A 20,836-nucleotide genomic window follows, 5' to 3' on the forward strand; every position below is an offset into this window, starting at 1 on the left:
ATGTTCTCCTTACTTCACAGCGTAGGGCAGCAGAGCGAGGAAGCGGGCGCGTTTGATTGCACGGGCCAGTTCACGCTGCTTCTTGGCCGACACTGCGGTGATGCGTGCCGGAACGATCTTGCCGCGCTCAGAGATGTAGCGCTGCAGGAGGCGGGTGTCTTTGTAGTCGATCTTCGGTGCGTTCTCGCCGGAGAACGGGCACACTTTACGACGACGGAAAAACGGTTTTGCCATGGTTTTCAGTCCCCTACTCTATCAACGACGCTCACGACGGCCGCCTTCGCGGTCATCACGTTTTTGCATCTGAACCGACGGGCCTTCTTCGTGCGCGTCAACCTTGATGGTCAGCACGCGCATGACGTCGTCATGCAGACGGCACAGGCGCTCCATTTCCTGAACGGCAGCCGAGGGGGCATCCGTTTTCAGGAAGGCATAGTGGCCTTTGCGGTTTTTGTTGATCTTGTAGGCCATGGTCTTCACGCCCCAGTATTCGGATTCGACGACTTTGCCGCCGTTGTCCGACAGGACCGTGGAGAAATGTTCGACAAGGCCTTCGGCCTGCGCGTTGGACAGATCCTGACGCGCGATGAGGACATGCTCGTAAAGGGGCATGGCTTCTCCTGTTTCATAAGGCGGCTTCATAGGCAGGCACCACTTTCCGCACCCTGCCACGAGAGGCTACGCCGGTTCGATTGAACTGCGGAAGTCCGCGCGCTATACGCGATGGGAGGGTATTTGGCAAGGCTTTTGGTCCTGCCCGCCCTCCACTTACATTTCCAATATGAGATTTCTTCTAATGCGACTTTGGTTCAGACGCCCACCATCTATCCCTCAGCCTTTACACGTTGCGGTAGACAGCTGCCCGCCAAAACCTGAAAGCGCTGATAGCCTCTACAAAGCAACAAGCGACAAAATAAATTGCTTCTCAGATGGGTTTACTCTCGCGTCAAAAACAATCGCAGGCTGCGGCGCGCTCCTAACCGGACTTTCTGTATTTCTGGTATTACAGCATTCTCACTATAAACAGTTTGAATTCCCCATTCCTTCGCCAAGCGAAAGTTTAGCGTTGTTGGCGGCTGGTTTTTTCGCCTCGGTCGTTCTGATTTTTGTTTTTCTTGTCTCAATGTTAGGCATGACTGCTATATGCCTCACTATCAGCTTAATTTACTGGCTATGGAAAGACCGCGGCATACGCCGCATAAAATTTGAGCATCTCTTTCTGCTTCCAACCTCAGGCTACTTTTTATTCCTATTGGGAGTAGCCGGTTGGGGGAATATTTCTGCATCCATCAGTATCTCGATTTACGCTCTAGGTGCTTTTATTAGTGCCGTCGGTTTCACAGGCTTATTCTGGGAGCAGCGCGAGTATCACGCAAAATTTGTGCTAACAATCGTCTTAGGTTTTGTCGTTTTCCTATTTTCCTTATGTTTTTCGCCGTCAGACGAAAGTTCCTCTGTCCGAAATTCTCTATTTCAAGGCTTAGGCTTTACTTCAAAAACTGGCGACAAAATTTTAATTAACAACGACGTTCTGGCACAGCTTCAAGCAGTAGGAGCACACCCTCCTCTAATCGATAAAAAAAATGAATGGGCCGAAGTAGAAGGTGAGATCCTCTGGCAGCTCCCTCAAGGAACGGCAGTGTTTCGCTACACAGAAAAGAAAGCAGAAGAAGTAGGCGACAAAATCGTAACGAAAACCGCTGAATACACGTTATCAGTGCCGGCGGAGGCAATTCGCAAGTTACACGTCAGCGAGCAGGTGGAAGAAACTACGTCTCCCCTAAGCAGCGATCTTTGCCAAATTCTGCATGGCCTTCGCGCCGATCTCGAAGCTTTTTAGCCGCGCGTTGTGGTCGAAGATCTGGCCGTTGAGGATGACCTCATCGGGGCGGTAGCGCGCGATATAGGCGGCAAGCTGGCGCTCGACCGTCTCGGGGCTGCCGACAACCGACATGGACAGCTGGTGCGAGGCTTGGCGCAGCTCGGGCTCGGAGGCCACGGTCGACAGATCGGCCACGGGCGCGGGCAGCGGGCCGGTCTGGCCTCGGCGCAGGTTCACAAAGCCCTGCATCATCGACGAGCGCATCAGATGCGCCTCTGCATCGGTCTCGGCGGCAAAGAGATTCAGCGCCAGCATGAAATGCGGCTTTTCCGTCAGGCCGGGCTGAAAACGCTCGCGGTAGATCTGCGCCGCCTGATCCAAAGCATCGGGGGCGAAATGGCTGGCAAAGGCATAGGGCAGCCCCAGATGGGCCGCCAACTGCGCGCCGTAAAGAGACGAGCCCAGAATCCAGACCGGAATATTGGACCCCGCCCCCGGCACCGCCATCACCGGCTGGCCCTCCTGCACCGGCCCCAGAAAGCCGATCAGCTCGACCACATCTTCGGGGAAGCGATCCGCCTCCAGCCCGCGCCGCAGCGCCTGCATGGTGCGCGGGTCGGTACCGGGCGCGCGCCCCACCCCCAGATCGATCCGGTCGCCATAAAGCGCGTGCAGCGTGCCGAAGGCTTCGGCCACCATCAGCGGCGCATGGTTGGGCAGCATGATCCCGCCAGAGCCCACGCGGATGGTCGAGGTCTTCGACGCCACATGGCCGATCACCAGCGCCGTTGCCGCCGAGGCGATGCCGCGCGAATTGTGATGTTCGGCCAGCCAGTAGCGCGTATAGCCCAGGCGCTCGGCATGGGCGGCCAGCTCGCCCGAATGGCGCAGCGCATCCGAGGCCGTCTGCCCCTGCGCAATGGGCGACAGATCAAGAACGGAATAAGGGATCATCGGCTATCTCCTACAGTGCTCTTTAATCTGTGCAGGCAGGGCCCGCGCGAAAACCACCCGTACTGCGGAGAGATCACGAGTTCTGCGCAATTCCGCACAAAACACCTGTCGCGCCTATTTCGCCCCCTGCACCATCGGCTGTGCCGGTTTGGGACTGCGGGCGGCCAGCATAATACCGCCAAGGATCAGCGCAAATCCCGCCAGATGGTAAAGATGCAGGCTCTCGCCCAGAAACAGCGTTGAAAGGATCACCCCGTAAAGCGGGATCAGGTGGATCGCCTGCGAGGCCCGCCCCGATCCGGCCAGCTTGACGGCCTGCATATACAGCAAGAACGCCCCGAGCGAGGGCACGATCCCTACAAACAGCACGGCAAAGGCCGCTTGCGGCACCAGAACCGGCTGATGGCCCAGCAACAGATCCCAAAGCCAGAACGGCGTCAGCACGACAAGCCCGATCACGATCTGCACCGCAAGAAGCCCGACGCGGCTGATCTCGGCGGGCAGGCGCGTCAGCCAGAGGGTATAGAACGCCCATGCCACCATCGCCGCGAAAATCAGCAGGTCGCCCTTGTTGAAGGCCAGTTGCGCCAGACGCTGCGGGTCGCCGCCCATGATCACCACAGCCACCCCGACAAGCGACAGCGCCAGCCCCGCCGCCTGCCACAGCCGCAACCGTTGCCGGAAGACCAGCGCCCCGATCAGCATGACCAGCACGGGGATGGTCGAGTTCAGCAACATGCCATTGGTGGCCTGCGTGTAATGCAGCCCCCAATAGATCAGCGTATTGAAGGCAATGACCGAGGTTACACTGGTGCCCAGCACCAGCCACGGATAGCGCCAGTAGCTTTGCCAGTCACGCCGGACATGCCGCGCGGCAAAAGGGGCCAGCACGATCAGCGCAATCAGCCAGCGCCCCCAGACCAGCGATAGCGGCGGCACCAGATCACGGGCCGCGCGCGCCACAATGAAATTGCCCGCCCAGAACAGCGGCGGCAAGGCAAGCACCGCGATCATCTGCCATTTCTGCGTTTGGGGCTGCTGGGACATGGTTCCTCCGACCTGATATCTTGGCCTGTTCTGCAGCGCACAAAGAAACAGCAAATCCGCGCGACAACAAGATATCAGATGCTTATTCTAAGCCCGCTGAGCAAAATAATCGCGCGACAGGTGCTGCTGCATGATCGGGTCGGGCCTGTCGGCCCCATTCCGGCGCACGCTCATGCCGCCGTCACCGCAAGGATCCGGCCCAGATCCAGCCAGCCATAGGCACGGTCCTGCAAGGTGGCCTCGGGGCGGATCTCGATCTGCGTACCGCAGATCTCGCCGCCCATCGCCTGATAGAACCCGCAAGCGGACTGATTGGCCTCCAGCACCCACAGGGCGGCGGCGGCAATATTGGCCCGCATCAAGCCCTCGGCCGCCATCTGCAAAAGCCGTCTCCCCAGCCCGCGGCCTTGCACCGAGCGGTCGAGATAGAGCGCCTCGATCTCGCCCGCATAGCCCTTGCCGCGCAGATCGGATTCACGTTGGGGGCCATAGGACACAAAGCCCAGAAGCCGCGCCCCGTGACGCGCCAGAACAACCGCGCCTTCCGCCTGTCCGGCCTTGACCGCAATCACCCGTGTCCACAGATCGGTGCGCTGCCCGTGATCGAGACTGTCCAGCATATCCTGTGGCAGGATACCGCGATAGGTGTCATGCCATGCCGCAATGTGAAGGGCCGCGATCTCGGGCGCATCCTGCGGCGCGGCTTCGTGAAAACGGATATCGGCGTCGCGCATCTCTCTCCTCCCTCGCGCTTCTCGCAAGCGCGCTCCCTGCTGCGGCTGACAGAACGGGCGGGGGCTGGCCCGCCCGCAAGCGTCAGCACGCGGTCAAAGGGCCACAACCTCGTGGCGTTGCCGGCCCAGCCCCTCGATGTCCAGCTCCACCACATCGCCTGCCCTGAGGAATTGCGGCGGCTTCATACCGGCCCCGACCCCCGGAGGTGTGCCCGTCAGGATGACATCGCCCGGTTCCAGTGTGACGAACTGGCTGAGATATTCGACCAGAAACACCACCTTATGGATCATCGTGGCGGTGCTGCCGGACTGCCGTGTCTCACCGTTCACGCTCAGATGCATCGACAGGTCCTGCGGGTCGGCGATCTCGTCACGGGTCACAAGCCACGGCCCCAGCGGACAGAAGCTGTCATGGCTTTTGCCTTTGACAAACTGCCCCGCGCGATCTTTCTGCCATTCGCGTTCCGAATAGTCATTGGCCAGCACGTAACCGGCAATATGCGCCAGCCCCGTCCCCGCCGCGATTGCCTTGGCGCGTGTACCGATCACGAAGCCCAGTTCGACCTCCCAATCAAGCCGCGTCGAGGACGGCGGCAATTCGGTCACGTCATTCGGACCGCAGATCGAGGTGACGGCTTTCGAAAACAGCATCGGTTCTTTCGGCGCCACAGCCCCCGTTTCGGCAGCATGATCGGCGTAATTCAACCCGATGGCCAGCACCTTGCGCGTGCCCGCGACCGGCGCACCCAGACGGGTCTGCGCCGGAACCAGCGGCAGGGCGGCTGGATCAAGTGCCGCCAGACGCGCCAGCGCCTCCGCGCCAAGCTGCTCGGGCGTCAGATCGGGGATTACCCCGCTCAGGTCGCGGATCTGTCCGTCCTGATCCAAAAGCCCGGGTTTTTCCTGCCCGTCGGGCCCGTGTCGTAGCAGCTTCATGGTCTTTTCCTCATATGCGGCCAGCGCCTGAGGCTACGAAACCCCTGCGGGGGCAAAATGGCAAGAGCCGCTCCCGAAAGAAACCCCGCGTCACTGCGCGGGGTTTTGCCAAAATCTCCTCGGGCCGGAGGCAAACCGCCCATCGGAGGGGGGGCCGGTTGAAACCCTCAGGGTGTTTTCCGAAGATGCCGACTTTCGACAAACGTGTTCCGGCAGCTGCCGGAAAGGGACCGTTCCTACGGCAGCGGCTCTGTCGTGGCGGGGGCCGCCAGACCGGATATCCACGCCCCCAGCCAGTCGCGCAGATCAAGATCAAGCGGCAGGATCGCCGATTGCGGCGGCAGGCTCTGGTCCCAATGCTCGGGGCACCATCGATGCAGGCTCTCGTCGAAACAATCGATACAGATATACTGCCCGCCATCCTCCTCGCAAATCGGCAACAGCCCTACCGGCCAGTCACGGGCGGGATTGCCGTCGTCGGGATCGGCGTAAATCTGGTGCAGACGATCGGCAGTATGGCCCGCCCTGTCGGTCGCGCCGCCCCCCAGCCCAAGAAGGCCCAGAAACGGCCCGAAGCCCCCATTGGAAATCCCGCGATAGAGCTTGAGCAACAGCATCGGCGGCACCATACCAATGCGCGCCTCGGCCTCGGCCAACTGGCTGTCACACAGCTTCAGAACCTCGGGCGCAGGCTGTTTGCCCGCCGCAAGGAGGATCTCGCCGATCCTCGTGATGAAATCGTCATCCGTCATGGCTTCCCCTCGGTTGCCCCGATAGCGTCCAACGCCCGGGCCAACATCCCGGACAGGATCGCACGCCTGCCCGCAGCAGGCTATGTCTTTTCACGTAAAAACCCGCAAACATTCCGCTGCCGCTATTCCGCAGCGCGGGCGAAAAGCTGCCGCATCATCGCCTCGGCCTCGCGTAGGTGATCGGTCAGCGCCGCCGCCGCTCCTTCGGGGTCGGCGGCAATCACACGGGTCAGGATATGTTCATGCGAGGCGGCAATCCGGCGCGGACCATCCTCGACACGTCCGGTCTGGTTGATGCACAGCTTCACCTCATTGGCGATCTGCTCGAACACCTCTGCCAGCCGCGGATTACCCGAGAGCCGACAGATCAGACGATGGAATTCCAGATCGGCATCGACAGAGCGCGACCGTGCCACCCCCGTGCCCGACAGACCATATAGAAGATCAAGCTGGTGGCGTAGCTGATCGGCCAGATCGGGGTCCTCGCGCGCCACAAGCCGCCGGATCGCCGCCGTCTCGATGACGATCCGCAGATCATAAAGCGCCGCGATCTCGGCAAGATCCATCTGGTGCACGATAAATCCGCGATTGGCGCGGTAATCCACCAGACGCGACCGTTCCAGAAGGCGCAGCGCCTCGCGCACCGGCGCACGCGAGAGCGACATCCGGCGGGCGATGGCCGATTCCGCCAGCCTCTCGCCCGGTTTCAACGCGCCCGACAGGATCGCGGCGCTCAGTTCGCGGGCGATTTTCTCGACCAGATGATCGCCCGCCTCGGCTTTCGTGACAGGCGTTCCGCCCTTGACAGACGAGGCCGCGACACCGGACGGAAGGGCCTGTTTTTTCTTGTCGTTCATTCCTACCCCTATAAGGCCGGCCCCAAGACCGGACATTCCGGCGCTGGCCTGCGGATAGGGCAAATCTAGGGGGAAGGCGAGACAGGCAAATAGAAACCGCCGATTTTCATGCGGTTTCGGAATTTTTCATGACGATAGCGGGCCTTGCGGACCAAAACTGCCGAAAAGCCGTGCAGAATACGGACAGACCCGCTTGCTAGATGTGGTGCAGCACCAAGGGGCGGTCCGCATAGCGCAGAACCTGCACATCGGTCTCGTAAAGAGCCGCCAGCGTCTGCGGCGTGATCACCTCGTCCGCATCGCCTTCGGCCACGATCCGGCCGTTCTTCATTGCGATCAGATGATCGGCCCAGGCGGCAGCATGGTTGAGATCATGCAGCACGATCACCACCGACCGCCCCGCATCGCGCAGATCCGACAGCCGCCTCATCAGCGCGCGCGCATGCGCCATGTCGAGATTGTTCAACGGCTCGTCCAGCAGCATCCAGGGCGTGTCCTGTGCGAAGGTCATCGCCAGATGCGCCCGCTGCGCCTGCCCGCCCGACAGCTCGTCCAGAAAACGGTCGGCCAACCCCAGAAGGTCGAAATTGCGCAGCGCCGTCTCGCAGATCTCGAGATCTTTCGGACCGGGACGCCCATGACAATGCGGCCAGCGCCCGAAGGCCACAAGCTCGCGCACCCGCAGCCGCGAGGCCACGGCAAGGTTCTGGCTCATAAAAGACAGCTCGCGCGCAAGCCGCCCCGAATGCGTCTGCGCCAGATCGAGACCGTTGATCTGCACCCGCCCCGTCTGCAATGTCTCGATCCGGCCCAACAGCTTGAGCAGGCTGGACTTGCCCGCCCCGTTCGGCCCGATCAGCGCCGTCACCTGCCCCGAAGGAATGGTGCAGCAGACATCGCTCAGGATCGCGTTTCCATCGATCTGATAGGAGAGGTTTTCCACACGGATCATCGGATTTTGCCTTTCAGCAGAAGATAGAGGAAGAAGAGGCCGCCCAGAAATTCGACCACCACAGACAGCGTGGCCTGTTGCCCGGCCACCCTCTCGAACAGGGTCTGGCCAACCACCAGAATAGTCATGGCCACCAGCATCGACACGGGGATCAGATAGCGATGGCGCGCGCCCCCCGCATGGCGTTGCGCGATGGCATGGGTCAGCCCCGCCACGATCAGCCCGAAAAAGGCCACCGGCCCGACCAGCGCGGTCGAGACCGCCACCAGAACCGCCACCAGCACAAGCGCCCCGATCACCACGCGCCCGTGGCGCAGCCCCAGCGCGATGGCGCGGTCACGCCCCAGACCCAGAATGTCAAGCCGCGGCCCGATCCACCATGCCGCAAGGCAGGCCAGCACCGTTATGGCGCCGCCCAGCCCCAGAACATCGGTCTGCGCGCGCGAGAAATTGGCAAATGTCACAGATTGCACAGTGGCATAGGCATTGGGGTCCAGAAGCCGCCCCACAAGGCTTGCCCCCGCGCGAAACAGCGTGCCAAGGATCACCCCCGTCAGGATCATTCGCGCGATGTCACGTGCCCCGCGCCGCAGCAAGGTGCCAAACAGCATCAGCGCCAGCAGCGTCATCAGCAGCGTCTCGGTCAGAAATTTCGGCGTCGCCCCCAGCATGGCAAAGCCTGTTACCCCGAGCCCCGCCACCAGAAGCGACTGGATCAGCGCGTAGAGGCTGTCGAACCCCATGATCGAGGGGGTCAGGATGCGGTTGGCCGACACCGTCTGGAACACGATCGTGGAGACCGCCACCGCCGCGCCCACCGCCAGAAGCGCGCAAAGCTTCTTGAGACGCAGCATGAGGATAAACTGGTAATTTCCTGTTAACCCTTGAAAAAGCCAGATCGCGCAAGCCCCCAGCAACAGCAGCGACAGCCACAGGACAGGCGCGCGCAGGATCTGCCATCGGGTCAGGGACCTGCGCGGATCGGAGAGAGCCAGATCAGACATTCGCGTTCTCCGGCACAGGTTTACGCCGCTTGGGACGCTGCGGTTTCCAGAGCAGCCACAGGAAGACCAGTGCCCCGACCACCCCCAAAATCGTGCCCGCCGGAATTTCGTAAGGGGCCACGATCAGGCGTCCCAGAATATCGCAGGCCAGCACAAGCCCCGCCCCGCCAAGGGCCACAACCGGCAGGGATTTGCGCAGATTATCGCCCATCAGACGCGCCGCGATATTGGGCACGACCAGCCCGACAAAGGGGATCATACCGACAGAGACCACCACCATCGCGGTGACCACGGCCACCACCACCAGCCCCAGCCGCATGACCGCGCGCGGGCTCAGCCCCAAGGCGGTGGCCGCTTCGGGGCCAAGACCCAGAATGGCGAAACGGTCCGCGGCGAAAAAGGCCACCACAGCGGCAGCACCGGCAATCCAGAGCAATTCGTAGCGCCCCGCAATCACGCCGGAAAATTCGCCCGTCATCAGCCATGCCGCGATATATTGCATCATATCGGCTTCCCAGCCGACCCAAATCACCGCCGCCCCGATCACGCCCGAAAGCACGATCCCCGCCAGCGGCACCAGAAGCACCTCGCGCGGCGGCAGCCTGCGGATCATCTTCACAAAGAGCCATGTCCCCAGCAACGCCGCCACCGCAGCGGCCAGCATCTTGGCCCAGATCGGGCTGTCGGGCCAGAAGATCGAGGTCAGCAAGATCCCCAGCGCGGCGCTTTCGGCAGTTCCGGCTGTGCCCGGCTCGACAAAGCGGTTGCGCACGATCTGCTGCATCACCACCCCCGCCACCGCCAGCGCGGCGCCGGTCAGCAAAGCCGCCAGCGTGCGCGGGATGCGTGACACGGTCAGCACAAGCATCCCCGACGGATCGGCCAGATCCATGCGGGCCGCCCCGATACATACGGAGAGGCCCGACAGCACCACAATCGCCATCACACAGGCCAGAAGTGTCTTCGTGCGGGACATGGTGCCGTTACCGCCTTAGTTTGCGGAGGTTTTCGCCGAAGACGCCTCGAAGGCCTTGTCGACCTCGGTCAGCATCTCCATCATCGCCTGATAACCACCACCGGCGATATAGGCATCGGAAGCATTCAGATAGACGATATGGCCCTCTTTGGCCGCCGAGGTCTGTGCCACAAGCGGATTGTCCAGCGTGTCGGAGGCTTTCTGTTCATCCGCGCCGATCGCCTGACCGCGATCCACCACGAAGATCCATTCGGGATTGGTTTCGGCAATGAATTCGAAGCTGATCGCATCACCATGCGGCGCCACCGAAAGATCCTTGGCCGCAGGAGCCATGCCGATTGCCTGATGGATCCAGCCGAACCGCGAGCCCGGACCGAAGGCCGAGATTTTCGGACCATTGGTCATCACGACCAGCGCATCGCCCTGCCCCTTGGCATCGGCCTGCACTTTCTCCAGCTTGGTCTCCAGCGCCGCATCCAGCGCCTTGGCTTTATCCTGCAGGCCGAAGATCTCGCCATAGGCTTTCAGCCGTGCACGGCTTTCATTGACGATATCGGTGCCGATGGTCATATCGATGGTCGGTGCAACCTGCGCAACCTCGTCATATTTCGTCGAGGACCGCCCGCCCACAATGATCAGATCGGGGTTGAGACCGGCCAGCGCCTCCAGATCGGGCTCGAACAGCGTGCCCACAGGGGTGGCGCTTTGCAGATGCGAGAGGCGCTTGAGATAGGTCTTGTCGGGACGTCCGGCGGGGGTGACACCCAAGGCATCCAGCGTATCCATCGCCGCCATGTCAAAAACCGCAACCGTCTTGGGCTTGGCCGCAACCGTGGCCTCCCCGCGGGCGGTCTCTACCGACACATCGGCGGCAAAGGCCTGTGCCAAGGGGGCCAGCGCCAAAGGCAGGGCAAGGCCCAGAACAGATAGGGACTTCGTGAATGTCATCTCAGGCTCCTGATTGTCCAACCGCCCCCGCGCGTCGGGAGGTCGGGCAAAGTACGGACCTCACTCCCGCGCCGTTACCGGCGGTTCGCCCCTCACTTAAGCGAGCTTGGCAGGTCCGTCCAGACCAATGCCGATAAAAATAGTCGGATAACGGAATTAAGGGCGTGGCGTCGGGCGGATTTCACGCTATTGTGCGTTTATCCGCAGACCCCTCTGTCAGAATTCCCAATACAAACTGTCGGGTTCTATATTGTAGGTTAATTCATGCAGCATCGATCTGCCCAGTTTGCTCACATTTTCTCTTTCCGGGGCCGCGCGGCCATATCTGCCCGTCTCCGGCATGCTCCGTGCCCCCCAGCCCATAAGAAACGAAAGACAGGACCCGTGCCGAACGTCATTTCTTCCCCCACCTTTTCGATGACCGCACTCGCTCTTGTGCTCGGGCTTGTCTGCGCCCCCTCCGCAGTGCTGGTCTCGGCGGTCCCCGCTGCGGCACAGGCCGCCCCCGCACAAGGCCCCCAGAAGGTCGGCGTGATCACCGTCGCCGAAAGCGACGTGCCTTTCGTCGTCACCCTGCCGGGGCGCGCCGTGGCCTATGAGCAGGCCGATATCCGCCCGCGCGTCGAGGGGGTGATCACCTCGATCCCCTATCAGCGCGGCGCGTTCGTCCCCAAGGGCACCGTCCTTTTTACCATCGAACCAGATACTTACGAGGCAGAATTTGCCGCAGCCGAAGCCTCTGTCGCATCCGCACAGGCCGCTGTCGAAACGGCACAATCCACCTATGACCGTTATAACCGCATCCGCGATGTCGGGGTGACGCAGACCACGCTGGAAGATTCCGCCTCGACGCTGGCTTCGGCCAAGGCCACGCTGAAATCGGCACAGGCCAGCCTGCAGACGGCGCAGCTCAATCTGGACCGCACCTCGATCGAAAGTCCGATTGACGGCATCGTAGAGGTGCCCGAAACCTCGATCGGCACCTTGGTCACCGCCAACCAGACAGATGCGCTGACCACCGTCACGCGGCTGGATCCGATCTATGTGGATGTGTCCGAAAGCTCGGCCCAGATGCAGCGCACGCGGGATCTGGTCGAGGCGGGCATCCTGAAGCTGAATTCCGACGTGCAGACGACGGTCACGCTGGAGACCGGCGAACCCTATCCCCGTGACGGCAAGCTGATCACCCCGTCTTCGGTGGTGTCCGACACAACCGGCACCATTGATTACCGTGTGCAATTCGACAATCCCGATGCCAAGATCCTGCCCGGCCAGTTCCTGCGCGTGACCATGACGCTGGGCACCTCCAAGGCGATCCTGATCCCGCAAAACGCCACCTCGCGCGCCAGCGACGGCACATTGACCGCCTATATCGTCGGCGACACCTCCACCGCAGAGCAGGTCACGCTGACCACGCATGGCTCCTACCAGAACCAGTGGATCGTCACCAACGGGCTCAAGGATGGTGACAAGCTGGTCGTGGACGGGCTGATGAAGCTGCAAAACGGCGCCGAGGTCAGCACCGTTGCTGTCACCATCGACAAGGAAGGCGTGGTGCAGGAGACCCCTGCCACGGGGACCCCTACCACAGAAACACCGGCAGAGAGCGCAGCCTCCGGCGCGGCAAGCGAGTAAGGGCTGATGGTCAATTTCTTCATTCACCGCCCCATTTTCGCATGGGTCATCGCCATCACGATCATGCTGGCGGGGGCGCTTGGCCTGAGCCAGCTTCCGGTGGCACAATATCCCGAGATCGCGCCGACGACCGTGCGCATTCAGGCCACCTATACCGGTGCGACGGCGGAAACCGTGCAGAACTCGGTCACCGAAACGCTGGAAGATGCGCTGACGGGGCTGGACGGGCTTCTGTATATGGTCTCGCAAAGCTCCGAAGGCCGGTCGAGCATCACGCTGACCTATGATGAATCCATCGACCCGATCGATGCGCAGAACGATGTGCAGAACAAGATCAGTCAGGTGGAAAGCCAGCTGCCGGATTCGGTCACCCAGCAGGGCCTGACGGTGCGTCGGTCCTCGACCTCGATCCTGATGGTTGCGGCGCTGGTCTCGACGGATAACCGCTACACCCAGATCCAGCTCGGCGATATGGTTGCCAACCGGATCGAAAGCCCCGTGCAGCGGGTGCAGGGGGTCGGCTCGATCAACTCCTTCGGGTCGGGCTATGCGATGCGGATCTGGCTCGATCCGCTGAAACTGCGCCAGTACAACCTCACCGCCACCGATGTGACCGACGCGGTTCAGGCGCAGAACACCAATGTCTCGGTCGGCTCTCTGGGGTCGCAACCGACCACCGAAGGCCAGACCTTCACCGCCACAATCACCGCCCAGAGCCAACTGAGCACGGTCGAACAGTTCGAGAATATCCTGCTGAAGACCGATAGCAGCGGCGGCACCGTTTTTCTGGGCGATGTGGCGCGCGTGGTTCTGGGGCAGGAAGATTACGGCACCCGCTCGCGCTTCAGCGGGCAGAACGCTTCGGGTTTCGCGGTCAATCTGGCGACCGGCGCGAATGCCGTGGATACCGCAACCCTCGTGCGGGCGCAGATCGACCAGATCGCCAAAAGCCTGCCCGCCGGTGTCGAGGTGCGCTATGCCTATGATACCACGCCCTTTGTCGAGGCCTCCATCGGCAAGGTGGAGCATACGCTGTTTGAAGCCATCGGTCTGGTATTGCTGGTCATTCTGGTCTTCTTGCAGAAATGGCGCGCCACCCTGATCCCGATCATCGCGGTGCCGGTGGTGCTTCTGGGGGCGTTCGGGATTCTGTCGCTCTTTGGCTATTCGATCAACACGCTGACCATGTTTGCTATGGTGCTGGCCATCGGCCTGCTGGTCGATGACGCCATCGTGGTGGTGGAAAACGTCGAACGTGTGATGGAAGAGGACGATCTCTCGCCTCTGGAGGCGACCATCAAATCGATGGGGCAGATCGTGGGCGCCTTGGTGGGCATCGCGCTGGTACTGTCGGCGGTGTTTCTGCCAATGGCCTTCTTCGGGGGCTCGACGGGGGTGATCTACCGGCAGTTCTCGGTGACGATCATCTCGGCCATGATCCTGTCGGCTGTGGTGGCCATCATCATCACGCCCGCGCTTTGCGCCACCATGCTGAAGAAAAGCCACGGCGCGGCCCGCTTTGCTCCGGCGCGCTGGTTCAACCGCAATTTCGACCGCATGAACCATTTCTATACCGGTGCGGTCACCAAGCTCCTGAAAGCGCCGGTGATTGCGCTGGCGCTGCTGGCGGCGGCGATTGCCGGTGTGGTGGTGCTTTACAAGACCCTGCCCAGCTCGTTCCTGCCGACAGAGGATCAGGGGGCGGTGATGGTGATGATCACCCTGCAGGAAGGCGCCACGCAGGCCCAGACGCGCGATGTCATGGAACAGGTCGAGAGCTACCTGCTGAATGACGAGAAAGACATCGTGGTCTCGACCTTCGGGGTGCTGGGCTTTTCCTTCACCGGCACGGGGCAGAACAATGCGCTGCTTTTTGCCAAGCTGAAGGATTTCGACCAGCGCACCGACGCCAATGCCGCCGCATCCGCGCTGGCCGGTCGGGCGATGGGCAAATTCGGTGCCAGCCGCGCCGGACAGATCATCTTCCTGCTGCCGCCCGCCATTCAGGGGCTTGGCAACTCGAACGGGTTCTCGATGTATCTTGTCGATCAGGGCAATACCGGCATCGACACGCTGCGCAAGGCGGCCAACACCCTTGTGGAAACCGCCAATAAAGACCCGCGCCTGACGGCGGTACGCGTCAATAACAACGATGACGAAGCGGCGCTGAAGATCAATGTGGACCAGCAGAAGGCGGAAAGCTTCGGGCTGACCATCTCGGCGATCAACTCCATGCTCTCGACAATCTTCGCCTCCAGTCAGGTCAATGACTTCAATCAGGATGGCAACCTCAATCCGGTGATCGTGCAGGGCGATGCGCAATGGCGGATGCAGCCCGAAGACATCGGCAAATGGTATGCACGCAATACCGATGGGGACATGGTGCCGTTTTCGGCCTTCATGACCACCAGCTGGCAAAGCGTGGCCCCGTCGCTGTCGCGCTATGGCGGCACTCAGGCCATCGAAGTGCAGGGCAGCGCCGCCGAGGGCTATTCCTCGGGCGAGGCCATGATCGCGATGGAGGAGCTGGTGGCCGATATGGATGGCGGCTATGCCACCGCATGGACCGGCATGTCCTATCAGGAACGCCAGTCAGGAAATCAGGCCCCCATGCTTTACGCCTTGTCGGTTCTGGTGGTCTTCCTGTTCCTTGCGGCACTTTATGAAAGCTGGTCGATCCCCTTCTCGGTCATGCTATCGGTGCCGATCGGGGTGCTGGGCGCGCTGGCGGCGGCCAAGTTCTTCGGCCAGTCGAATGACGTCTACTTCAAGGTGGGCCTGCTGACTACAGTGGGGCTTGCCGCGAAGAACGCGATCCTGATCGTGGAATTCGCCAAGGATCTCGAAGCCGAGGGCAAGGGACTCTATGAAGCCACGATCGAGGCCGCGAAGATGCGTCTGCGTCCGATCCTGATGACCTCCGTGGCCTTCATGCTGGGCGTGTTACCGCTGGCGCGGGCGTCCGGAGCGGGGGCTGCGGCCCAGAATGCCATCGGCATCGGCGTGCTGGGCGGGATGATCGCCGCCACCTTTATCGGCGTGTTCCTTGTGCCAAGCTTCTATGTGCTGATCCGCAAACTGGCGGACCGGAGCGCGCGTAAGGAACGGCTCTAGGCCCGCCCGGCCCGAACGAGATCAAGGCTCCGGCATGTCCGGAGCCTTTTTCATGGCGCGACCCGAAGATGGCGCCGCTATAAACGAATTCTGAAGATCTCGCTGCCAAAGAGGAAGGGACATCCAGAGCTTCGGGATCTCTTCATGCGCCAGAACGGCCCCTTGCCTATCGTCCTGTCCCTGCTTCTTGCTGCGGGGGGTGCGGCCTCGTCCGCCACAGCGCAGCCGGTTTCGCTTCTGGCCGCGCAGGGGGCTTTTGTCGAACGCTCGCAGGCCCTGATCCCCGCCTTGCAAACACGCAAGCAAGCCGCCCAGCCTCTGGTGCAACTGGCCAGCCTGCCACGCGAGGACAGCGCCCCCGCCCCGACCGGTGCCAGCAGCAGCGGCAGCCTGTTTACCGGCGCGCAGGGCAGCAGCTTCTTTGCACCAAGCCCCGCCCGCCCCCGCGCCCTGTCCCCACGGGGTCTTTCTCCGCAGGCCCTGCCCGACCCTATGGCCCCGATCGCTTCTATGGCCCCCTTCCTGCGGCAGGGCTCGTCCGAGGCCGAATGGATCCGCCATCTGATTGCACAGGCCGAGGCGGGCCCGATGGGCTATGATGCGGTGCAATACGGGGCCAAACGCCGCCCCGCCCGCGTGCCCAGCCAGATGACGCTGGGCGAAATCTACGCATGGATCGAAGCCACGCCGGGACAGCCGCATGCCATCGGGCGCTACCAGTTCATTCCCACCACGCTGCGGCGTCTGGCCGCCAGCCTGCAACTGGGGCCAGAGGTGCGTTTCAGCCCCAATGTGCAGGACAGGCTTGCCGATCTGTTGCTGGAAGAGGCGGGGCTGAGCCAGCTTCTGGCAGGGGATCTGACGCGCAGACGCTTCATGAACAATCTTGCCAAAATCTGGGCGGGGCTGCCAACCTCGAATGGGCAGTCGCATTATGATGGCTATGCGGGCAATAAGGCGACGATGAGCTGGGCCAAATTCGACCGCGAGATGGCGCGCATCTTCCCGGGGTAACGCCCCGCGGACCGCCCCTACACCGACATAGCCATATGAAAAAAACGCGCAAGGTCAGGGGACCTGCGCGAAGAAACATGACGCTGACCTGATGTCTGGAAAAAAACGGACCGTATCGCGCCGCGCCTGTCCTCCCCGATCAGGGGCACGATACGGTCCTTAATGACCTGCCTTGCAGATCCACAGCAATCACACCGAAGGTCCTAGAACCACGCACCAACTCCCCTCCCCGAGAGCCAGCACAAATCCGGCATCATTGTCGTTCCTCCCACTCGATCCGGACCCAAGCACGACAGGTCCGAACCGTGTATCAACTTTGAAACAGATGCCGAGGGGCACGTCCAGAGATGTTCGTCACTTAATCTGATTTACCTAGCGGAAAGAAAAGCCGGTTTTTGCGCCCGAAACCTTGCGTCACAACACAAAGCGCGCCCGTGATGCGCGGGTCGCGTTCTGCAAATATTCCGATACAAGCCGCACCCTTGCCAGATCTTCCGTCGACTGGTGCGACAAGATCCACATGGTCCGTTTGAGCACATGGCGCGGTGCAAGGATCGGCACCAGATCGGGGTCGTCATGGATGACATAGGCGGGCAGAACCCCGATCCCCGCGCCTTCGCGGATCGCCTCGCGCTGCGCCAGAATGGAGTTCGACCCGAAGAGCACGGGATTGGTGATGCCCAGCTCGACCTGATAGCGCATGGCATCGGTGGGCAGCAGCTCGTCGACATAGCCCACATAGTTATGGTCCTTCACATCCTCCAGTGTCTTGGGGGTACCATGCTGCGCGAGATAATCGCGCGAGGCATAAAACCCCAAGTGGTATTCCGTCATCCGCCGTGCCAGAAGCCGCCCCGATGTTGGCAAAGCCATTGAAAACGTTAGATGCGCTTCCTGCCGCGACAACCGGAATGTCCGCGAACGCACCAGAAGCTCGATCTGGATATCGGGATAGTCTTCCTGAAACCGCGTCAGCACCGGCGCCACGAAGTGGATGCCCAGACCGTCAGGTGCCCCGACCCGTACTGTCCCCGAAAGCTGCCCCGCCTCGCCGCCGATCTCTTCGCGCGCACGGCCCGTGGCACGCTCGACCTCCAGCGCCAAGGGCAGGATACGCTCGCCCGCAGGGGTGATCTCGTAGCCCTCGGGGGTCTTGGTGAAAAGCTGCGCGCCAATGGATTTCTCCAGCTGGCGCACACGCCGTGCGATTGTGGTCTGGTCGATGCCGAGCGTATGCGCGGCCATCACCATGCGTTTGGATCTGTAAAGCGCCAAAAAGAACTTCAGATCATTCCAGTCGAATTCATGCTGCATATCTGCAAGATAGCTCTGCATATATATGCATGTCAATTTGTCGCAGGCAGGTCTTTTCCTGTCCGGCGAACGGGTGTTGACTGCGACTCAAGGGGCAAGTCGGGACAGGCCTGCCCCGCTCTTGCCGCGTCCAGCCCCTCTTCGACGGAGACAAAGATGTCCATTTTGCCACAGATTCCCGTATTTGACGGCCATAATGATTTTCTACTGCGCCTCCTGAACCACCCCCTCAGGCGGGAGGAGATATGGAACGGGCAGGACGGAACGGGGCATATCGACCTGCGGCGCGCGCGGGCCGGCAATTTTGCAGGTGGCTTCTTCGCGATCTACACGCCCTCGCCCATGTCCGGCGATCTGGGCCAGATGTTTGCCGCGATGGATACCCCGCCCTATTGCCTTGATCTGCCGCCGATGATGCCGATGAGTGAGGCGGTAGATGTGGCCTTGGCCGAGGCAGGTCATTTGATGCGGCTAGAACGCAAGGGCGATCTGCAAATTTGCAGGACATCCGCCCAGATTCGCGCCGCCATGGCCGCCGGAAAGATCGCGGCGATTCTGCATATGGAGGGCGCCGAGGCGATTGGTCCCGATCTGGATGCGCTGCATGTCTGGCATGCGGCGGGCTTGCGGTCTTTGGGGCCGGTCTGGTCGCGGCCTACGGTCTTCGGCCATGGGGTGCCCTTTGCCTATCCCTCCTCGCCCGATACCGGCGACGGGCTGACCAAGGCGGGCAAGGATCTGATCCGCGAGTGTAATGCGCTGAAGATCATGATCGACCTGAGCCACCTGAACGAGAAGGGCTTTGACGATGTGGCCCGCCTGAGTGACGCGCCTTTGGTCGCCACCCATTCCAACGCCCATGCCGTCACCCCTTCGGCGCGTAATCTGACCGACCGCCAGTTGCATCAGATCAGGGACACCGGCGGCATGGTCGGGTTGAATTATGCCACGCAATTCCTGCGCCCCGACGGGATGCGCGGCGATTGCGGCTGGGACGAGATGCTGCGCCATATGGACCACCTTTTGTCGATCCTGGGCGAGGATCACGTGGGGCTGGGGTCGGATTTCGACGGGGCGGATATTCCCTCCTGTCTGGGCGATGTCTCGGGGCTGCCGAAGCTGTTGCAGGCGATGCTGGATCATGGCTACGGGCAGGATCTGGTGGTGAAGATCGCTCATGAGAACTGGCTGGCGCTTCTGGAGCGCAGTTGGGGGATGTAAATTCCGGCCCCCGCGAAACTTATCGTCCAGCCGCAACGTTGCTGAGAGGATAGCAAAGGAACCCCCATGATCCAGATCCTCTCGGCCTATGTCGCCACAACTATCGTGTTTCTTGGCCTCGATATTCTGGGGCTGAAGTTCATCGTGAAGCCGGTCTTCGACCGCCATATCTCGGATCTTTATGCCGATCCTTTCCGGATGGGTCCGGCGGCGATCTTCTATCTGGCCTATGTCGCGGGGGCGATCTATCTGGTCAGCCTGCCCGCGCTGCGCAATGACGCGCCGCTTCAGGCGCTGGTGAATGGGGCGGTGCTGGGGGCGCTGGCCTATGGCACCTATGAGTTCACCTCGCTTGCGGTGATGCGCGACTGGTCGTGGGAGCAGGTGATCACCGACACGCTTTGGGGCACTGTGTTGACCGGTGTCTCGGTCTGGGCAGGCGTCATGATCGCCCGCTGGATCGGCTGAGGCCCGACGGCCCCAGCCATTGTTCAAGCCATCGCCATCGCGCGCTGCGTTTGCGGCAGCCGCCGCCCCGTCAGGGGCTCAAACAGATGCAACCCGCCCGCCTGAAGGGTGACCTGCATCTGCGGCGCGATCTCGGTATCGGGGGCGACTTGGGCGGCAAAGGGCTGGCCGCCCAGCATCCCATGGACAAGGCGGCTATTGCCCAGATCCTCGACATAGGAGGTCCTGAACCCTGCACCCGCACGCAAGCCGATGGTCTCAGGGCGCAGGCCCGCCACCACCTCGCCTCGGCCCGCCACATCGGGCAGCAGCATAAGATCATCCACCATCAGCGCGCCATTCTCGATCCGCGCATCGATCAGGTTCATCCCCGGCGAGCCGATAAAGCCCGCCACGAAGACCGTCTGCGGGTTGCGGTACAGCTCCAGCGGCGTGCCCACCTGTTCGATCTGCCCGCCATTCAGCACCACCAGCTTATCGGCCAGAGTCATCGCCTCCATCTGGTCATGGGTGACATAGACCGAGGTCGTGCCAAGGCGCTTTTGCAGCTGCTTGATCTCGCCGCGCATGGACACCCGCAGCTTGGCATCAAGGTTCGACAGAGGCTCGTCGAACAGAAAGACCGAAGGCTCGCGCACGATAGCTCGGCCCATAGCCACCCGCTGGCGCTGCCCGCCCGAAAGCGCGCGCGGCTTGCGGTCGAGGAACGAGCCGATCTGCAGGATGCGGGCGACCTCTTCGACGCGGGACGCGATCTCGGGCTTGGGCATGCGGCGGTTCTTCAGACCGTAGGACAGGTTCTGGCGCACCGTCATATGCGGGTAAAGCGCGTAATTCTGGAACACCATGGCGATATCGCGGTCCATGGGTTCAAGGTCATTCACGACGCGCCCGCCAATGGCAATCTCGCCCCCTGTCACCGTCTCAAGCCCTGCGATCATCCGCAACAGCGTGGATTTCCCGCAGCCCGAAGGCCCGACCAGCACGCAGAACTCGCCATCCTCAATGCTTAGATCAACGCCCTTCACCGTCGGGTCCGTGGCGCCCGCATAGGTCTTTACGACCTTGGATAAAGTAATTCCGGCCAT

At 61.7% G+C, this 20,836-nt stretch carries 20 protein-coding genes; 6 read left to right on the plus strand and 14 right to left on the minus strand.

Annotation, left to right across the window (positions count from 1 at the left end; all coding sequences use genetic code 11):
- Positions 1-9 precede the first annotated feature (9 nt).
- Together rpsR and rpsF are read right to left on the minus strand one after the other, a co-directional pair.
- Positions 10-234, minus strand: coding sequence for a 30S ribosomal protein S18 (gene rpsR, locus WDB88_RS09850; RefSeq protein ID WP_038073027.1), 225 nt, complete (start codon positions 232-234; stop codon positions 10-12).
- 21 nt (positions 235-255) lie between these two features.
- Entirely contained in the window at positions 256-612 is a 357-nt protein-coding gene (gene rpsF, locus WDB88_RS09855) for a 30S ribosomal protein S6 (RefSeq protein ID WP_339107498.1), read from the minus strand.
- Between the two features lie 184 nt (positions 613-796).
- Between rpsF and WDB88_RS09860 the strand changes: the two genes are divergently transcribed.
- The gene (locus WDB88_RS09860; protein ID WP_339107499.1) at positions 797-1,840 is read left to right on the plus strand and encodes a hypothetical protein; all 1,044 of its coding nucleotides are present in this window, start codon (positions 797-799) and stop codon (positions 1,838-1,840) included.
- Here WDB88_RS09860 and WDB88_RS09865 read toward each other — a convergent pair.
- The 10 genes from WDB88_RS09865 to WDB88_RS09910 form a co-directional block, all read right to left on the minus strand.
- Complete coding sequence (locus WDB88_RS09865; RefSeq protein ID WP_339107500.1) at positions 1,781-2,776, minus strand: LLM class flavin-dependent oxidoreductase; 996 nt, start codon at positions 2,774-2,776, stop codon at positions 1,781-1,783. The two genes, WDB88_RS09860 and WDB88_RS09865, sit on opposite strands and share 60 nt — an antisense overlap.
- Before the next feature lie 114 nt (positions 2,777-2,890).
- Positions 2,891-3,823: a DMT family transporter gene (locus tag WDB88_RS09870; protein WP_339107501.1), complete on the minus strand. Its 933-nt coding sequence runs from the start codon at positions 3,821-3,823 to the stop codon at positions 2,891-2,893.
- 170 nt (positions 3,824-3,993) lie between these two features.
- Positions 3,994-4,557, minus strand: a complete 564-nt coding sequence (locus tag WDB88_RS09875) for a GNAT family N-acetyltransferase (protein WP_339107502.1) — start codon at positions 4,555-4,557, stop codon at positions 3,994-3,996.
- Positions 4,558-4,650: 93 nt separating this feature from the next.
- The gene (locus WDB88_RS09880) at positions 4,651-5,493 is read right to left on the minus strand and encodes a fumarylacetoacetate hydrolase family protein (protein ID WP_339107503.1); all 843 of its coding nucleotides are present in this window, start codon (positions 5,491-5,493) and stop codon (positions 4,651-4,653) included.
- Positions 5,494-5,729: 236 nt separating this feature from the next.
- Complete coding sequence (locus WDB88_RS09885) at positions 5,730-6,245, minus strand: SMI1/KNR4 family protein (RefSeq protein ID WP_339107504.1); 516 nt, start codon at positions 6,243-6,245, stop codon at positions 5,730-5,732.
- Between the two features lie 122 nt (positions 6,246-6,367).
- Positions 6,368-7,102 (minus strand): GntR family transcriptional regulator, encoded by a 735-nt coding sequence (locus WDB88_RS09890; RefSeq protein ID WP_339107505.1) that lies wholly within the window; start codon positions 7,100-7,102, stop codon positions 6,368-6,370.
- 196 nt (positions 7,103-7,298) lie between these two features.
- Complete coding sequence (locus WDB88_RS09895; RefSeq protein WP_339107506.1) at positions 7,299-8,054, minus strand: ATP-binding cassette domain-containing protein; 756 nt, start codon at positions 8,052-8,054, stop codon at positions 7,299-7,301.
- The gene (locus WDB88_RS09900) at positions 8,051-9,058 is read right to left on the minus strand and encodes an iron chelate uptake ABC transporter family permease subunit (RefSeq protein WP_339107507.1); all 1,008 of its coding nucleotides are present in this window, start codon (positions 9,056-9,058) and stop codon (positions 8,051-8,053) included. Before WDB88_RS09900 ends, WDB88_RS09895 begins: the two co-directional genes overlap by 4 nt.
- Positions 9,051-10,034: an iron chelate uptake ABC transporter family permease subunit gene (locus tag WDB88_RS09905; protein WP_339107508.1), complete on the minus strand. Its 984-nt coding sequence runs from the start codon at positions 10,032-10,034 to the stop codon at positions 9,051-9,053. Before WDB88_RS09905 ends, WDB88_RS09900 begins: the two co-directional genes overlap by 8 nt.
- Positions 10,035-10,049: 15 nt before the next feature.
- Positions 10,050-10,982: a siderophore ABC transporter substrate-binding protein gene (locus WDB88_RS09910; RefSeq protein ID WP_339107509.1), complete on the minus strand. Its 933-nt coding sequence runs from the start codon at positions 10,980-10,982 to the stop codon at positions 10,050-10,052.
- Positions 10,983-11,399: 417 nt separating this feature from the next.
- On the opposite strand from WDB88_RS09910, the gene WDB88_RS09915 reads away from it, so the two are divergent.
- The 3 genes from WDB88_RS09915 to WDB88_RS09925 all read left to right on the plus strand — a co-directional run bounded on the left by WDB88_RS09915 (position 11,400) and on the right by WDB88_RS09925 (position 16,745).
- Entirely contained in the window at positions 11,400-12,617 is a 1,218-nt protein-coding gene (locus WDB88_RS09915) for an efflux RND transporter periplasmic adaptor subunit (RefSeq protein WP_339107510.1), read from the plus strand.
- A gap of 6 nt (positions 12,618-12,623) precedes the next feature.
- The gene (locus tag WDB88_RS09920; protein WP_339107511.1) at positions 12,624-15,731 is read left to right on the plus strand and encodes an efflux RND transporter permease subunit; all 3,108 of its coding nucleotides are present in this window, start codon (positions 12,624-12,626) and stop codon (positions 15,729-15,731) included.
- A 144-nt stretch (positions 15,732-15,875) separates the two neighbouring features.
- Positions 15,876-16,745, plus strand: a complete 870-nt coding sequence (locus tag WDB88_RS09925; RefSeq protein WP_339107512.1) for a hypothetical protein — start codon at positions 15,876-15,878, stop codon at positions 16,743-16,745.
- Positions 16,746-17,159: 414 nt separating this feature from the next.
- Here the strand turns inward: WDB88_RS09925 and WDB88_RS09930 are convergent, their stop codons facing one another.
- Complete coding sequence (locus tag WDB88_RS09930; RefSeq protein WP_339107513.1) at positions 17,160-18,080, minus strand: LysR family transcriptional regulator; 921 nt, start codon at positions 18,078-18,080, stop codon at positions 17,160-17,162.
- 141 nt (positions 18,081-18,221) lie between these two features.
- On the opposite strand from WDB88_RS09930, the gene WDB88_RS09935 reads away from it, so the two are divergent.
- Complete coding sequence (locus tag WDB88_RS09935; RefSeq protein WP_339109514.1) at positions 18,222-19,280, plus strand: dipeptidase; 1,059 nt, start codon at positions 18,222-18,224, stop codon at positions 19,278-19,280.
- Positions 19,281-19,346: 66 nt separating this feature from the next.
- Positions 19,347-19,748 carry a DUF2177 family protein gene (locus tag WDB88_RS09940; RefSeq protein WP_339107514.1) on the plus strand — a complete coding sequence of 134 codons (402 nt, stop codon included), beginning with the start codon at positions 19,347-19,349 and terminating at the stop codon, positions 19,746-19,748.
- A gap of 23 nt (positions 19,749-19,771) precedes the next feature.
- Here the strand turns inward: WDB88_RS09940 and ugpC are convergent, their stop codons facing one another.
- On the minus strand, positions 19,772-20,836 hold the full coding sequence (gene ugpC, locus WDB88_RS09945; protein ID WP_339107516.1) for a sn-glycerol-3-phosphate ABC transporter ATP-binding protein UgpC: 1,065 nt from the start codon (positions 20,834-20,836) through the stop codon (positions 19,772-19,774).

The sequence above is a fragment of the Thioclava sp. GXIMD4216 genome (assembly GCF_037949285.1).
Classification (GTDB): Bacteria; Pseudomonadota; Alphaproteobacteria; order Rhodobacterales; family Rhodobacteraceae; genus Thioclava; species Thioclava litoralis.

What these genes read in the sequence shown, in the direction of transcription:
- rpsR (WP_038073027.1), bottom strand. Translation starts at nt 234, where the DNA reads ATGGCAAAACCGTTTTTCCGTCGTCGTAAAGTGTGCCCGTTCTCCGGC.
- rpsF (WP_339107498.1), bottom strand. Translation starts at nt 612, where the DNA reads ATGCCCCTTTACGAGCATGTCCTCATCGCGCGTCAGGATCTGTCCAAC.
- WDB88_RS09860 (WP_339107499.1), top strand. Translation starts at nt 797, where the DNA reads ATGCGACTTTGGTTCAGACGCCCACCATCTATCCCTCAGCCTTTACAC.
- WDB88_RS09865 (WP_339107500.1), bottom strand. Translation starts at nt 2,776, where the DNA reads ATGATCCCTTATTCCGTTCTTGATCTGTCGCCCATTGCGCAGGGGCAG.
- WDB88_RS09870 (WP_339107501.1), bottom strand. Translation starts at nt 3,823, where the DNA reads ATGTCCCAGCAGCCCCAAACGCAGAAATGGCAGATGATCGCGGTGCTT.
- WDB88_RS09875 (WP_339107502.1), bottom strand. Translation starts at nt 4,557, where the DNA reads ATGCGCGACGCCGATATCCGTTTTCACGAAGCCGCGCCGCAGGATGCG.
- WDB88_RS09880 (WP_339107503.1), bottom strand. Translation starts at nt 5,493, where the DNA reads ATGAAGCTGCTACGACACGGGCCCGACGGGCAGGAAAAACCCGGGCTT.
- WDB88_RS09885 (WP_339107504.1), bottom strand. Translation starts at nt 6,245, where the DNA reads ATGACGGATGACGATTTCATCACGAGGATCGGCGAGATCCTCCTTGCG.
- WDB88_RS09890 (WP_339107505.1), bottom strand. Translation starts at nt 7,102, where the DNA reads ATGAACGACAAGAAAAAACAGGCCCTTCCGTCCGGTGTCGCGGCCTCG.
- WDB88_RS09895 (WP_339107506.1), bottom strand. Translation starts at nt 8,054, where the DNA reads ATGATCCGTGTGGAAAACCTCTCCTATCAGATCGATGGAAACGCGATC.
- WDB88_RS09900 (WP_339107507.1), bottom strand. Translation starts at nt 9,058, where the DNA reads ATGTCTGATCTGGCTCTCTCCGATCCGCGCAGGTCCCTGACCCGATGG.
- WDB88_RS09905 (WP_339107508.1), bottom strand. Translation starts at nt 10,034, where the DNA reads ATGTCCCGCACGAAGACACTTCTGGCCTGTGTGATGGCGATTGTGGTG.
- WDB88_RS09910 (WP_339107509.1), bottom strand. Translation starts at nt 10,982, where the DNA reads ATGACATTCACGAAGTCCCTATCTGTTCTGGGCCTTGCCCTGCCTTTG.
- WDB88_RS09915 (WP_339107510.1), top strand. Translation starts at nt 11,400, where the DNA reads ATGACCGCACTCGCTCTTGTGCTCGGGCTTGTCTGCGCCCCCTCCGCA.
- WDB88_RS09920 (WP_339107511.1), top strand. Translation starts at nt 12,624, where the DNA reads ATGGTCAATTTCTTCATTCACCGCCCCATTTTCGCATGGGTCATCGCC.
- WDB88_RS09925 (WP_339107512.1), top strand. Translation starts at nt 15,876, where the DNA reads ATGCGCCAGAACGGCCCCTTGCCTATCGTCCTGTCCCTGCTTCTTGCT.
- WDB88_RS09930 (WP_339107513.1), bottom strand. Translation starts at nt 18,080, where the DNA reads ATGCAGAGCTATCTTGCAGATATGCAGCATGAATTCGACTGGAATGAT.
- WDB88_RS09940 (WP_339107514.1), top strand. Translation starts at nt 19,347, where the DNA reads ATGATCCAGATCCTCTCGGCCTATGTCGCCACAACTATCGTGTTTCTT.
- ugpC (WP_339107516.1), bottom strand. Translation starts at nt 20,836, where the DNA reads ATGGCCGGAATTACTTTATCCAAGGTCGTAAAGACCTATGCGGGCGCC.